Here is a 13634-nt window from a genome sequence, read left to right as displayed (position 1 = left end):
CTTAACTGATCAGCATTGCACCCTGGGGTGGCCTTATTGCATGGGCGCTGTGGGTGGCCCCGCCGTTGATGGCACTGTCAGCTGGATTGCTCCGCCAGCGCAATGAAGCCGCCGTTCTTGTCGCAATACATGGCCCTGTCCGCCTGGATGAGCCATTGCTCCGGGCTCCAGCCGCTCTGGTAGTGACTGACCCCGATGCTGATCCCGACCTGCATGGGCTGGCCATTGACCACGAACGGGGCCTCCATGGCCTGCCGGATCACCTCGGTGACCTCCTCTGCCTGATGGGTGTTGTAGCCGGGCAACAGCAGAATGAACTCATCTCCCGCCAGGCGAGCGAAGAAACGGTGATGGCCGATGGCATCGTTGATCCGCTGAGCCAGCTGGCAGAGGAGCGCATCCCCCTGGCTGTGGCCAAAGTTGTCATTGATGCGCTTGAAGTCATCGAGATCACAGAACAGCAGGCAGCCGGGGCTGTCGCTCTTTACCTGTGCTTTCAACTGCTCCATCAGGTTCAGGCGATTGGGCAATCCGGTGAGGGGATCGCGCCTGGCCAACAGCAGTATCTCCTGCTCCCGCTGCTTGCGCAGGGCCACCTCCCGGTAGAGTCGCTTGTTGTTGGCGAGCAGATAGAGAGCGAGCAGCAGTATGATGCTGCCGACCCCCAGGCTCAGCAAGAACCAGGGGCGCCAGAAGATCCACTGCTCGGAGGGGGCCTGATAGAGAAAACGGGTCAGTGGCACCGGCTTTGGAACCAGCCCTATTTCGACCAGTTGCTGCATGATGTGGGCGAAGCGATCCGGATTCATATACCCGATCTCCACATAGAGCGGCTGTATCATCTCCTTGCTCATCTGCAGCTCGTACTCCATGTGGGCCTGGCTGCGGTTGACGCCATACTCCTTGCGCAGCAGGTCGATGGCCTCGGCCGGGTGGGCGAGGGCGTAGCGCCACCCCTTGAGGCTCGCGGCCCGAAACCGAGCCACCCGATCCGGGTTGGTGTGCTCCTCGTCCTGAGTGGTGAACAGGATGTCGCTGTAAAAATCGATGCCGTAGTTGCGGGGATTGATGACGGAGACCGAGACGCCGCGCTCTTCCAGGTAGAAAGGCTCGTTGCTCAGGTAGGCGTTGAAGATGTCTATCTTGCCGGCGATCAGATCGTCGATGTTGACCGAGGTCGGCACCGGGATGAGCTGGCGTTCGTGCAGCCCCTGATAGTAGAGGGTGGCGAGCAGCTCGGCGTCCTGATGGCCGGGGAACATCATGATCCGTTTGCCACGCATGTCCGCAACGGTGAGAATGCCGCTGTCGCGACGGGCCAGGAAGATGGACGGGGAGTGCTGGTAGACACTGGCCAGTGCCAGCAGGGGTTCGCCATTGGCGTAGCCGGTCAGCACCTCGGTGTTGCCGACGCCAAAGTCGGCGCGACCGCTGAGTACTTCCTGGACCGGGCTTATGCCCTTGCCGCCGGGTCTTATCTCGACGTCCAGTCCGGCCTCGGCGTAAAACCCCTTGGCCTTGGCCATGTGGTAGCCGACGAACTGGGGTTGATGCAGCCAGCGCAATTGCAAGACGACCCGATCCGGAGGTTCATGGGGACGGTCACTTGCCTGGACAGGGGAAGCGTAACTGGCGCCAAGCAATAGCAGCCAAAACAGGTATCTCGTCATCCGTGCGATTCTTGTGCTGAGGATCCATGGGGTGGCCAGCAGGCCCGCATTCAACTTGTTAACAAATCACATTCTAAAGGGTTATAGATGTACCGGATACAGTTGCAGCACAAAGATTTCATGGTGATCAACAAGGGTCCAGGCCTTGGCATGCATGACGAGGGCGGTGAGCCCGGACTCGTCAATCGGGTGCGTGCCGAGACTGGATTGGCACTCTATCCGGTCCATCGCCTCGACAAGATGACCTCGGGACTGGTGCTGCTGGCGCGCACCCCGGAGGCTAACCGGGCACTCAGCATGGCCTTTGCCGCCCGGGAGGTGAGCAAGCAGTATCTGGCCCTCTCCGATCGCAAGCCGAAGAAGAAGCAGGGCTGGGTCAAGGGGGACATGGAAAAAGGGCGTGGCGGCAGCTGGATGCTGGCCCGCACCCAGCAGAACCCGGCCATCAGCTGGTTCGATTCGGTGGCGGTGGGGGAGGGGCTGCGGCTCTATCGCATCAAGCCCCGGACCGGCAAGACCCACCAGATCCGGGTCGCCCTCAAGAGTATTGGTGCCCCCATCCTCGGGGACACGCGCTACGGTGGCACTGTCGCCGATCGCGGCTATCTGCACGCTTGGCGCCTGCAGTTTACCCTGGCAGGGGAGGCTTTCGATCTCGTCTGCCCGCCGGATGAGGGGGCGCTGTTCCTCCTGCCCGAATTGCACGCCGCCATCGCAGGATTGAGCGAATGACAAGCTCACGCGGGGCGCCCAGCTCGGGCTGGATCCTGGCCGACTTTGACGACACCCTGGCGCCGGGGGACAGTCACGCCGGCCTGCTGCGCTTCATCCTGCGCCGCCGGCTTTGGCCACTGCTGCTGCTGCCGGTGATCGCACTGGGTGGCCTGGTGTATCTGGTGCCCAGCCTGCGGCGTCAGGGGATCTCGCTTATCTGGTGGGCCATCACCCTGGGGCTCTCGCCACTCGGCTGGCGCCAGCTGGTACGGGCCTATTGCCACACCCGGCCGGGGTTGTTTCGGGAGGCACGCGCCCTGCTGCTGGCCGAAGGGCACCGTTGCTGGGTGCTTTCCGCCAGCCCCCGCGCCCTGGTCCGGGCACAGCTCCATCGGCAACTGCCAAGGCTGCCCCATCGCATCATCGGTTCGCGAATGCACTATCGTCTCGGCGGCCTGGTGCCGCGTTTTTATTGCCACGGCCGGCACAAGATCCTGCCCGGGATCAGCGCCCTCGGCGCCACGCTGGCCTTGAGTGACAGCCTGCATGATCTGCCGCTGCTGGCGCTGGGGGAGGAGGCCTGGCTCATCAATCCCAGCGCCCGCCGGCTGCAACAGGCCAGGGTCAGCCTGCCCCATCTCGAGGTGAAAAACTGGCGGTTGTAAGGTAAAGCTGACAGCCTTGCGGTGCGCCGTGGGGCTGTCCGCAAGGCTCAGGCTGTAATGTCACAATCTATTTACATCTTCTGGCGGTAGTTCTCGCCAAACTATCTGAAACCCGCCTCTTCTCTTCTGCTCCGCCCCTGCTTCTAATGAAACAAGTTGTTAACAACGCCGGTGGCGACTGCCTGTCGTGGCCCCGGTGTGACCCGTTTCGTTATCAATCCATCGCAAGGAGCGCATCATGACGACCTCTTCTTCCCGTTCCCATACCATCAATCCCCTCGGCACCGATGGGTTCGAATTCGTCGAGTACACGGCCCCGGATCTCAAGGGCATTGCCGCCCTCAAGGCGCTGTTCGTCTCCCTGGGGTTTGCGGAGGTGGCCAGACACAAGCACAAGCAGTGCTGGCTCTACCGCCAGGGGGACATCAATTTCGTGGTCAACGCCGAGCCCCACTCCCAGGCGGAGCAGTTTGCCAGCCTGCACGGGCCCAGCGTCTGCGGCATGGCATTTCGGGTGGCGGATGCGGGCCGTGCCCAGCAGTACGCCATCGCCAAGGGGGCCAAACCCTTCGTCGGCAAGATAGGGCCCATGGAGCTCAACATCCCCGCCATCTACGGCATCGGCGAGAGCACCCTCTCCTTTGTCGACCGCTACGGCGAGCAGGGCTCCATCTATGACGTGGATTTCGTCTTTTATCCCGACTGGCAGGTGCGCATGGCCGAGGTGGATGCGGGGCTCTACGAGATCGATCACCTGACCCACAACGTCCATCGCGGCAACATGGACGTCTGGTCCAACTTCTACGAGCGGATCGGCAACTTCCGGGAAATTCGCTACTTCGACATCGAAGGCAAGCTGACCGGGCTGCATTCCCGCGCCATGACGGCCCCCTGCGGCAAGATCCGCATCCCCATCAACGAATCCTCCGACGACAAGTCCCAGATCGAGGAGTACCTGCGCCAGTACAAGGGGGAGGGGATCCAGCACATAGCGCTCGCTTCCAGCGACATCTACCAGACCATCCGTACCCTGCGTGGTCGCGGCACCGGTTTTATGCCGACCCCGGACACCTACTACGAGAAAGTGAACAGCCGGGTGGAGGGGCATCAGGAGGATCTGGAGGCGCTCAAGGCGCTGCGCATCCTCATCGACGGCTCCCCCACCAAGGACGGCATCCTGCTGCAGATCTTCACCGACACCGTCATCGGCCCGGTCTTCTTCGAGATCATCCAGCGCAAGGGTAACGAGGGGTTCGGCGAGGGCAACTTCCAGGCACTGTTCGAATCCATTGAACTGGATCAAATCCGCCGTGGGGTACTGAGCGGGGCCGAGCAGGGCGAGAAGAAGGGGGAGCCGAGCGATGCGTAACGGGATGCTAGCTCGTCGGCCGGTATTCATTTCATGGGAGGTACACAGCCATGCGTAACTGGATAAGTTTCCCCCACCGGGAGGGGACCCACTCCCGCCAGGCCCACGCCGACCTGCCCGAGCAGGCCATCTACGAGCGCGAACTGGGCCGCAGCGGCTTCTTCGGCCCCGCCACCCACATGCACCACAAGCATGCCCCCACCGACTGGAGCAGTTAGGAGGGGCCGCTGCGACCGCGGCTGTTCGATCTCAATGCCCTCGGCGAGGCGGTGAGCTCCCTCTCCCCCTGGGTGATGCCGGATCTGCTCAGCAACCCCCACTGCCGCTACCGGATGTGGCGCCTGAGCGAGTCGATGCCATTTCTGGTGCGCAACGCCGATGGCGACGAGCTCTTGTTCATCCACGAGGGGGGCGGGGAGTTTTTCTGCGACTACGGCCATCTCACGCTGAAAGAGGGGGACTACGTGGTGATCCCCCGCGGCACCATGTGGCGCATCGAGCCGACCGCGCCGCTGTTCATCCTGATGATAGAGGCGACCGAGGACAGCTATCAGCTGCCGGACAAGGGGCTGGTGGGCAACCACGCCATCTTCGATCCGGCGGCGCTGGATGTGCCCGCCATCGATGAGTGTTTCCTGGCCCAGCAGGACGAAAACCCCTGGTCGCTGCAGGTCAAGCGCCACGATCAGGTCTCGGTCATCACCTGGCCCTTCAACCCCCTGGATGCCCAGGGCTGGCATGGGGATCTCTGCGTGGTGCGCCTCAACTGGCGGGACATCCGCCCGCTGATGAGCCACCGCTACCATCTGCCGCCGTCGGCCCACTCCACCTTCGTGGCGAGCCGCTTCGTCATCTGCACCTTCGTGCCGCGCCCCATCGAGAGCGATCCCGGGGCGCTGCGGGTGCCCTTCTACCACAGCAACGACGACTTTGACGAGGTGCTCTTCTACCACGCCGGGGATTTCTTCAGCCGGGACAACATAGAGCGGGGTATGGTCACCTTCCACCCCGCCGGTTTCACCCACGGCCCCCATCCCAAGGCCTTTGCGGCGGGGCAGGCCCACGCCAAGACCTTCACCGACGAGGTGGCGGTGATGCTCGACACCCGGGATGCCCTGGGGGTCGGCCAGATCTGCGAAGGGATAGAGGATCCCCACTATGTCTCCAGCTGGCAGCGACCAGACGGCACCATCGGCAAATAAGGAATTCGATATGAAATTGGCAACCTTGAACAATGGCAAGCGCGATGGCGCCCTGGTGGTGGTGAGCCGGGATCTGACCCGGGCGGTGGCCGTGGCCGACATAGCCCCCACCCTGCAAGGGGCACTGGACGAATGGGCCGAACTCGCCCCCCGACTGACCGCCGTCTATCAGGCCCTCAACGACGGAGCCTGCCCCGATGCCTTCCCCTTCGATGAGACGGCCTGCCTCTCCCCGCTGCCCCGCGCCTACCAGTGGGCCGATGGCAGCGCTTACGTCAATCACGTGGAGCTGGTGCGCAAGGCGCGTGGCGCCGAGATGCCGGAGAGCTTCTGGCACGATCCCCTGATGTACCAGGGGGGCTCCGACAGCTTCCTCGCCCCGCGCGGCCCCATCGTCATGGGGTCGGAGGAGTGGGGCATCGACTTTGAATCTGAGGTGGCCGTCATCACCGACGACGTGCCCATGGGCACCAGCGCGCAGAAGGCAGAGGAGCACGTCAAGCTGTTGATGCTGGTCAACGATGTGAGCCTGCGCAACCTCATTCCCGGGGAGCTCGCCAAGGGCTTTGGCTTCTTCCAGTCCAAACCCTCCAGCAGCTTCTCGCCGGTGGCCATCACCCCGGACGAGCTCGGCAGCGACTGGCGGCAGGGCAAGGTGCATCTGCCCTTGGTGACCCAGCTCAACGGCGCCCTGTTCGGGGAGCCGGATGCGGGGCTCGACATGACCTTCAACTTCTTCGAGCTGATCGCCCACGCGGCCAAGACCAGGCCCCTTGGCGCGGGCTGCATCATCGGCTCGGGCACCGTCTCCAACTACGACAGAAGCCGGGGATCCTCCTGCCTCGCCGAGCAGCGGATGCTGGAAATAATCGAGTCAGGTCAAGCCACTACACCCTTTCTGCGCTTTGGTGATACAGTGTCCATCGCGATGCAGGATCGCAACGGGATGAGTCTGTTTGGCACCATTTTGCAACGGGTCACGCAAGGGGGGGCCAGTCAGACGAGCTAGCAAGGCCTGGGCCGGCCAAGGTCGGCCAGGCGACACGGCAGGTGGCACACACCTGCCACCATAGGGACATAATATGCTGCAGTTGTTTGGATATTGGCGTTCATCGGCCAGCTTTCGCGTGCGTCTGGTGCTGCACCTCAAGGGGCTTGGTTATGAGCAGCACCCGGTCAATCTGAGACAGGGTGAGCAGAAAGAGAAGGCCTATCGCCGGGTCAATCCCCAGGGGCTGGTGCCTTTTCTCATCGACGGGGATGTGCAGCTGGGTCAGTCGGTGGCCATCATGGAATACCTCGACGAGACCTATCCGGCCTACCCCCTGATGCCCTCCGCTCCCGAGGAGCGGGCCCGGGTGCGCCAGATAGTCAACATGATCGCCTGCGACACTCATCCCCTCAACAACCTGAGGGTGCTGAACTACCTGGAGCAGGAGTTGGGGCAGAGCAAGGTGGCGCGCGATGCCTGGTATCGCCACTGGATTGACGAGACCTTCACCGCCCTTGAGCAATTGTTGATGACCACCGCCGGCGTCTATTGCGTGGGCAACGAGGTAACCCTGGCGGACTGCATGCTGGTGCCCCAGGTCTATAACGCCCACCGCTTCAATATGACGTTGGACGACTACCCCACCATCGCGCGCATCGTCGCCAACTGCGAGCAGTTGCAGGCCTTTGTCAAGGCCGCTCCCGCCAATCAGCCGGATGCGCAAGCCTGATTCTTCCCCGTGATAAACAACAAACACCCCGCACCGTCAGGCGACCGTGCGGGGTGTTTGCATCATGGTCAAGGCTTGTCAGCTACGAGCATCCTGGCGCTCAAAGTAGCTGATAAACTTGCCAAACTTGACCTCATCGTAACTTTTCCCCTTCTCCAGCAATCCGGTATTGAAGGACTCCAGCAGCTTGCCTCTGGCGTCCAGCACGTAGAAGTGGGGTACTCCCAGATATTCTGGATAGGCCTTGAGGAAGAGGGCGTTTTTGTTCTCCTTGCTGACGTTCACCTTGACCACCACGAAGGTCCGGTTGAACTGGTGCGCAAGCTCGGGCTCCCGATCCAGGAAGTGGTTCATCTCCTTACACCAGCTGCACCACTCGCCCCCCACCAGCAGCAATACCTGCTTGTCCTCTTGTTGCGCCCTGATGGTGGCAGCGGCGAGATCTTTCGCCGGATCCCGCTGCTCGTCATAGCCCTGACTGTAATCGGGCAAGCCCCTGGCCCAGAGGTGGTCACCCGCGCGGACGGCGCCGTTGAACAGCAGGGTGCCCAGCACCAGGGGCAGTAACAGTCGTTTCATCGTCTCTTCCTTGTATTGTCGTTGTTGCTTCCAAGCCGGAATAATGTGACACGAGCGAGCCCCTTCGCCAAGCCGTAAACAGGGAAGGAGAGAAGCAAAAAAGCGGGAATGAAATGGCAGAAAACAACAAAGCCCCTCGAGAGGGGCTTTGTTGTTTGGTCGGGCTCTGTCCGCTTGCGGATCAGTAGCTCTGCTGGTGGACGTCCATCACGGCGCGACCGGAGGGGTCGGCCATCTCCTTGAACTTGGCATCCCACTCCAGCGCGGTCGGGGTAGAGCAGGCGACCGACTTGCCGTAGGGCACGGTGCGGGCGGCGGACTCCAGCGGGAAGTGCTCGTCGAAGATGGCGCGGTAGAAGTAAGCCTCCTTGGTGAGCGGAGTGTTGATGGGGAAGCGGAATGCCGCCGCCTCGAACATCTGATCCGTCACTTCGGTCTCGACCATGGCTTTCAGGCTGTCAATCCAGGAGTAGCCCACGCCGTCGGAGAACTGCTCCTTCTGACGCCAGGCCACCTCGTGGGGCAGCAGCTCCTCGAACGCTTCCCGCAGGATGTGCTTCTCGATCTTGCCGTTGCCACACATCTTGTCGGCGGGCTGCAGGCGCATCGCCACGTCCATGAACTCCTTGTCGAGGAAGGGCACGCGACCCTCCACGCCCCAGGCGGCCATGGACTTGTTGGCCCGCAGGCAGTCATACAGATGCAAGGAGGCAAGCTTGCGCACGTTCTCCTCGTGGAACTCCCGGGCGTTGGGGGCCTTGTGGAAGTAGAGGTAGCCGCCAAACAGCTCGTCGGAGCCTTCGCCGGAGAGCACCATCTTGATCCCCATCGCCTTGATGTAGCGCGCCATCAGATACATGGGGGTGGAGGCGCGGATGGTGGTGACGTCATAGGTCTCGAGGTGATAGATGACGTCGCGCAGGGCATCCAGCCCTTCCTGCACGGTGAAGTGGATCTGGTGGTGTATGGTGCCGAGGTGATCGGCCACCTTGCGGGCGGCGGCCAAATCCGGCGAGCCTTCCAGCCCCACGGCGAAGGAGTGCAGCTGGGGCCACCAAGCCTCGCTCTTGCCATCATCCTCTACCCGACGGGCGGCGTAGAGCTTGGTGATGGCGGAGATGACGGACGAATCCAGACCGCCGGAGAGCAGCACGCCGTAGGGCACGTCACACATCAGCTGGCGTTTGACCGCCGCTTCCAGAGCGGCTTTCAGCTCGGCCTTGTCACTGACGTTGTGCTCGACCGCCTGATATTCCATCCAGTCGCGTTTGTACCACTGTTTTAGCTCGCCATCCTTGCTCCAGAGGTAGTGTCCCGGTGGGAAGGTCTCGACGCTCTTGCACACCGGCACCAGGGCCTTCATCTCGGAGGCGACGTAGACGTTGCCATGCTCGTCGCGGCCGGTGTAGAGGGGGATGATCCCCATGTGATCGCGACCGATCAGGTAGGCGTCCTGCTCGGCGTCATAGAGGATGAAGGCGAAGATGCCGTTCAGATCGTCCAGGAAGGCGGGGCCCTTCTCCTTGTAGAGGGCGAGCAGCACCTCGCAGTCGGAGTGGGTCTGGAACTGGAAGTCGACCTTGAGGTTCTTCTCCAGTTCCTTGTGGTTGTAGATCTCGCCGTTGACGGCCAATACGTGAGTGCGCTCCGGGTTGTAGAGCGGCTGGGCGCCATTGCCCGGATCGACGATGGCCAGGCGCTCGTGCACCAGGATGGCCTTGTCGGAGCTGTAGACGCCGGACCAGTCAGGCCCGCGGTGACGCAGTCGCTTGGACATCTCCAGGGCCGATTTGCGCAAGGCGGCGGAGTCGGTCTTGATGTCCAGAATGCCGAAAATAGAACACATTGGCGGTAATCCTCTTGATTTTTATATGAGCCCCCCACGTTTGGGCTCGAAATTCCATTTACATTCCTCGCCAATCACAATGCCTAGTGCAAAAACCTTTTGCAAGCGGGAAAACCGCACAAAATCATGCCGCAAACGTCAACCTGGCCGGCATGAAAAAGGGCCGCAGACAGGGCCCTGGTTGACGTTGGCGTCAAGTCGCGGCGGGCTCGAAGATCACATAGAGCTTGCGACAGGGGGTGAGGGTCTCCCACTCGCCGACGAAGCCCGCCGGGATGACGAACTGATCCCCCGGCTTGAGGTGCAGCTCGCCCCCCTGGCCGTCGTGGATCCGCGCTTCCCCTTCCAGCAGCTGACAATATTCGTGCTCGGTGTAGTGCACGGCCCAGCGCCCCGGCTCGCAGGCCCAGAAGCCCACGTGAAACTGCTGGCTGGGGTCCGAATAGTGGTTCCAGAGGGTCTGGCTCGGGTTGCCGGCGCGGATCCGCTCGGGGGCGGGCATCAGCGGGGTAGGGGAGACGGGGTGCTGGTCCAGCAGGATCCAGTCGTTCAGGCTCTTCATGGTGCGTCCTTGGGGTGGCGAGGGGAGCGTCCTGCTCCCGTTTAGTTTGTTTAACAATGTTGCGCTTACGTTAAACGATGTGCGCCACCTTGCCAAGGGGGACCAAGGAAGGGGATCAGACGATATCGATGTCGACCACGGAGTCGAAGATGTGATTCGGTCTGAACGGCATGCGGTCGATGTCCGCCACCTTGCTCACTCCGGAGAGCACCAGCACCGTCTCGAGACCGGCCTGGAAGCCCGCCAGGATGTCGGTGCGCAGGTTGTCGCCGATGATGATGGTGTCGTCGGAGTGGGCCTCCATCCGGTTGAGCGCCGCGCGAATGATCCAGGCGCTCGGCTTGCCGACGTAGAACGGCTTCTTGCCGGTCATCCGTTCTATGGGGGCGCAGAGGGCGCCGCAGGCCGGGTGCATCATGGGGCCGTGGGTATCGGGGTTGGTGGCGATGAAGCGGGCACCCTGATCCACGAACTTGGCCCCCAGCTGCATCATGGTCCAGTTGTAGTTGCGGGTCTCGCCCACCACCACGAAGTCGGGGTCGATGTCGGTGATGGTGAAGCCTGCCTTGTAGAGCTCGTGGGTCAGGGCCCCTTCGCCGATCACATAGGCCTTCTTGCCGTCCTGGCGCTTGAGAAAGTCGGCGGTGCCCATGGCGGAGGTATAGAAGCACTCCTCTGGCACCTCGATCCCGGCGGAGCGGAAGCGGTTTTGCAGATCTTTCTGGGTCTGGGCCGGGTAATTGGTGAGGAACAACAGCTTGCTGCCCTGCTCCAGCAGGCGATGAACGAAACGGTCGGCGCCGGGCACCAGATCGTTGTTGTGCAGGATGACGCCGTCGATATCGCAGATGACGCTTTTCTTCATGGAAACTCCTTGTAGGGGGAGGTGGTTGCCAACCTCGAATGTCTTCAATCACTTATGGCTTTTTTGTGCCGCCATTATAAGGCGCTTTGATGACAAGTCTCCCCCGGCGCGTCAGATGGGTGCACAATGACGGCAGAGGGAGGGCGCCGTTGGCGCCTGTACTTGCCTTAACCATCAGGCGCTGACGATGGAGCCGTCATCATGGAGAACTTTATTGCCGGCTTGCCCAAGCTGGAGTTGCACCTGCATATCGAGGGCACCCTGGAGCCCGAGTTGATGTTTGCCCTTGGCCAGCGCAACGGGGTGACCCTGCCCTGGCCCGACGTGGCGAGCCTGCGAGCCGCCTATGAGTTTGACTGCCTGCAATCCTTTCTCGATCTCTACTACCTGGGGGCCAGCGTGCTGGTCACCGAGCAGGATTTCTTCGACCTCACCTGGGCCTATCTGGAACGCTGCGCCGCCGACAAGGTGGTGCATGTGGAGATCTTCTTCGACCCCCAGACCCACAGTGCCCGCGGCATTCCCTTCGAGACGGTGCTCGGCGGCATAGAGCGGGCATTGCAGCAGGGTGAGCGGCAGCTTGGCATCAGCTGGCGACTCATCATGAGCTTTTTGCGGCACTTAAGCGAAGAGGCGGCCTTCGCCACCCTGGACGAGGCGCGGCCTCATCTGTCCCGTATCCATGGCATCGGCCTCGACTCGAGCGAGCTCGGCAATCCGCCCGGCAAGTTTGCCCGGGTCTTCGCCCGCTGCCGTGAGCTGGGACTGCCGGTGGTGGCCCACGCGGGGGAGGAGGGACCGGCGGCCTACATCTGGCAGACCATCCAGGAGCTGCAGGTCAGACGCATCGATCACGGGGTGCGCTGCGCCGAGGATCCAGCGCTGGTGCGCTACCTTGCCGATACCCGGTTGCCCCTGACCGTCTGTCCCCTCTCCAACGTACGGCTCAGGGTGTTTGACAAGATGGCGGATCACAACGTGCTGACCCTGCTGGAGCAGGGGCTCTGCGTCACCATCAACTCCGACGATCCCGCCTATTTTGGCGGCTACATGGGGGCCAACTTCCAGGCGCTGGCGAACAGTCTCGGTGCCACGCGGGAGCAGCTCTGCCGGCTCTCCCTCAATGGGGTGGAGGCGAGCTGGCTGAGCCTCGCCGACAAGGTGAAGCTGACCCAGGAGATCAGGGGCTATGGTGCCTGCCACGGGGTGGCTCTCTACTAGCGCCCGGATGTTCAAGAACAACGCGCCCGCCGATAAGGGCGGGCGCGTGGCTCCGAGGCCAGGCTGGTTGCCAGTCTCAGGCAGGCTGTGACGCTGTTTCGGCCTGATAGACGGGGTAGTCGATGAGCCCCTGCTCACCACCGCCAAACAGGGTGGCGGGATCGTGGGGGGCAAAGGGATAGCCGTGGCGCAGCCGGTTCGGCAGATCCGGGTTCGCCACGAAGGGGCGACCGAAGCCAATCAGGTCGGCCCAGCCCGCCTGCAGCGCGGCTCTGGCTCGCTCGCCGTCATATTTTCCCGCATAGATGAGGGTGTTGGGGAAGGCATCCCGCAGCCCCTGCTTGAAGCCCTCCGCCATCAGGGGGGCATCGTCCCAGTCCGCCTCGGCGATATGCAGATAGACGATGCCTATTTCCCCCAGCAGCTTCGCTGCAGCCAGATAGGTCTCCTGCGGGTTCGCATCGACAGTACCGTTGAGGGTGGTGAGTGGCGCGAGACGCACCCCGACGCGGTCTGCTCCGATTTCGGCACTGACCGCTTGTGTCACCTCTTTCAGGAAGCGCAGCCGGTTCTGAAGCGACCCGCCGTAGTTGTCGGTGCGGGCGTTGGACTCGGAGTCGAGGAACTGGTTGATGAGGTAGCCGTTGGCGGCGTGCAGCTCTATGCCGTCAAAGCCGGCCTCCATGGCATTGCGGGCGGCCTGGCGGAACTGGCCCACCACGGCGTCGATGTCGGCCTGGGTCATGGCGCGGGGAGTGACCGTCTCCACAAAACCGGGGGCATCGCTGCCGTTGTCGACAAACACTTTCACCCCTTCGGCCTTGATGGCGGAGGAAGAGATGGGCTGGGCGCCGCCTATGTTGTCCGGGTGGGTGACCCGGCCCACGTGCCAGAGCTGGGCAAACATGATGCCCCCCCTGGCGTGCACCGCATCGGTCACCTGCTTCCAGCCGGCCACTTGCTCGGCGCTGTGGATGCCCGGGGTCCACGCATAGCCCTTGCCCAGGGGATCTATCTGGGTGCCCTCGCCGATGATGAGACCGGCGCCCGCGCGCTGGGCGTAATAGGTGGCCATCATGGCGTTGGCCAGATCACCGGGCTGGCTGGCGCGGGAGCGGGTCATGGGCGGCATGACGATGCGGTTGGAGAGGTGCAACTGGCCGAGGCGAAGGGGGCAGAACAGGGGATCGTGGTGCATGGTGAATTCCTCGTGTTGAGAT

General features: G+C 62.6%; 14 protein-coding genes. 8 read left to right on the top strand and 6 right to left on the bottom strand.

Annotated elements, in window-relative coordinates; translation table 11 throughout:
* Positions 1 to 77 precede the first annotated feature (77 nt).
* Entirely contained in the window at positions 78 to 1670 is a 1593-nt protein-coding gene (locus BN1127_RS09965; RefSeq protein ID WP_042649331.1) for a GGDEF domain-containing protein, read from the bottom strand.
* An 87-nt stretch (positions 1671 to 1757) separates the two neighbouring features.
* Between BN1127_RS09965 and BN1127_RS09960 the strand changes: the two genes are divergently transcribed.
* The 7 genes from BN1127_RS09960 to maiA all read left to right on the top strand — a co-directional run bounded on the left by BN1127_RS09960 (position 1758) and on the right by maiA (position 7341).
* Positions 1758 to 2402: a TIGR01621 family pseudouridine synthase gene (locus tag BN1127_RS09960; RefSeq protein ID WP_042649330.1), complete on the top strand. Its 645-nt coding sequence runs from the start codon at positions 1758 to 1760 to the stop codon at positions 2400 to 2402.
* Positions 2399 to 3049, top strand: a complete 651-nt coding sequence (locus BN1127_RS09955) for an HAD family hydrolase (RefSeq protein WP_042649329.1) — start codon at positions 2399 to 2401, stop codon at positions 3047 to 3049. The genes BN1127_RS09960 and BN1127_RS09955 overlap by 4 nt, the downstream gene beginning before the upstream one ends.
* 238 nt (positions 3050 to 3287) lie before the next feature.
* A complete protein-coding gene (gene hppD / locus BN1127_RS09950; RefSeq protein ID WP_042649328.1) occupies positions 3288 to 4418 on the top strand; it encodes a 4-hydroxyphenylpyruvate dioxygenase in 1131 nt (376 codons plus the stop codon).
* A gap of 50 nt (positions 4419 to 4468) precedes the next feature.
* On the top strand, positions 4469 to 4636 hold the full coding sequence (locus BN1127_RS22780; RefSeq protein ID WP_231557468.1) for a hypothetical protein: 168 nt from the start codon (positions 4469 to 4471) through the stop codon (positions 4634 to 4636).
* A gap of 9 nt (positions 4637 to 4645) precedes the next feature.
* The gene (locus tag BN1127_RS09945; RefSeq protein WP_231557469.1) at positions 4646 to 5620 is read left to right on the top strand and encodes a homogentisate 1,2-dioxygenase; all 975 of its coding nucleotides are present in this window, start codon (positions 4646 to 4648) and stop codon (positions 5618 to 5620) included.
* 10 nt (positions 5621 to 5630) lie between these two features.
* Positions 5631 to 6629 carry a fumarylacetoacetate hydrolase family protein gene (locus BN1127_RS09940; RefSeq protein WP_042649327.1) on the top strand — a complete coding sequence of 333 codons (999 nt, stop codon included), beginning with the start codon at positions 5631 to 5633 and terminating at the stop codon, positions 6627 to 6629.
* 73 nt (positions 6630 to 6702) lie between these two features.
* Positions 6703 to 7341, top strand: a complete 639-nt coding sequence (gene maiA, locus BN1127_RS09935) for a maleylacetoacetate isomerase (protein WP_042649326.1) — start codon at positions 6703 to 6705, stop codon at positions 7339 to 7341.
* Between the two features lie 78 nt (positions 7342 to 7419).
* On the opposite strand, the gene BN1127_RS09930 is transcribed toward maiA, so the two are convergent.
* The 4 genes from BN1127_RS09930 to BN1127_RS09915 all read right to left on the bottom strand — a co-directional run bounded on the left by BN1127_RS09930 (position 7420) and on the right by BN1127_RS09915 (position 11193).
* Positions 7420 to 7920: a thioredoxin family protein gene (locus BN1127_RS09930; protein WP_042649325.1), complete on the bottom strand. Its 501-nt coding sequence runs from the start codon at positions 7918 to 7920 to the stop codon at positions 7420 to 7422.
* 181 nt (positions 7921 to 8101) lie between these two features.
* On the bottom strand, positions 8102 to 9766 hold the full coding sequence (gene asnB, locus BN1127_RS09925; RefSeq protein ID WP_042649324.1) for an asparagine synthase B: 1665 nt from the start codon (positions 9764 to 9766) through the stop codon (positions 8102 to 8104).
* 193 nt (positions 9767 to 9959) lie between these two features.
* Positions 9960 to 10328, bottom strand: coding sequence for a cupin domain-containing protein (locus tag BN1127_RS09920; protein WP_042649323.1), 369 nt, complete (start codon positions 10326 to 10328; stop codon positions 9960 to 9962).
* A 115-nt stretch (positions 10329 to 10443) separates the two neighbouring features.
* Positions 10444 to 11193 carry an HAD-IIA family hydrolase gene (locus tag BN1127_RS09915; RefSeq protein ID WP_005302324.1) on the bottom strand — a complete coding sequence of 250 codons (750 nt, stop codon included), beginning with the start codon at positions 11191 to 11193 and terminating at the stop codon, positions 10444 to 10446.
* Between the two features lie 201 nt (positions 11194 to 11394).
* On the opposite strand from BN1127_RS09915, the gene BN1127_RS09910 reads away from it, so the two are divergent.
* Entirely contained in the window at positions 11395 to 12414 is a 1020-nt protein-coding gene (locus tag BN1127_RS09910; protein ID WP_042649322.1) for an adenosine deaminase, read from the top strand.
* Between the two features lie 76 nt (positions 12415 to 12490).
* On the opposite strand, the gene BN1127_RS09905 is transcribed toward BN1127_RS09910, so the two are convergent.
* Positions 12491 to 13612, bottom strand: coding sequence for an alkene reductase (locus BN1127_RS09905; RefSeq protein WP_042649321.1), 1122 nt, complete (start codon positions 13610 to 13612; stop codon positions 12491 to 12493).
* Positions 13613 to 13634 lie beyond the last annotated feature (22 nt).

The sequence above is a fragment of the Aeromonas media genome, assembly GCF_000819985.1.
Taxonomy (GTDB): domain Bacteria; phylum Pseudomonadota; class Gammaproteobacteria; order Enterobacterales; family Aeromonadaceae; genus Aeromonas; species Aeromonas media.
Note: the sequence above shows the minus strand (reverse complement) of the source record. Positions and strands in the feature narration are given on the sequence as shown.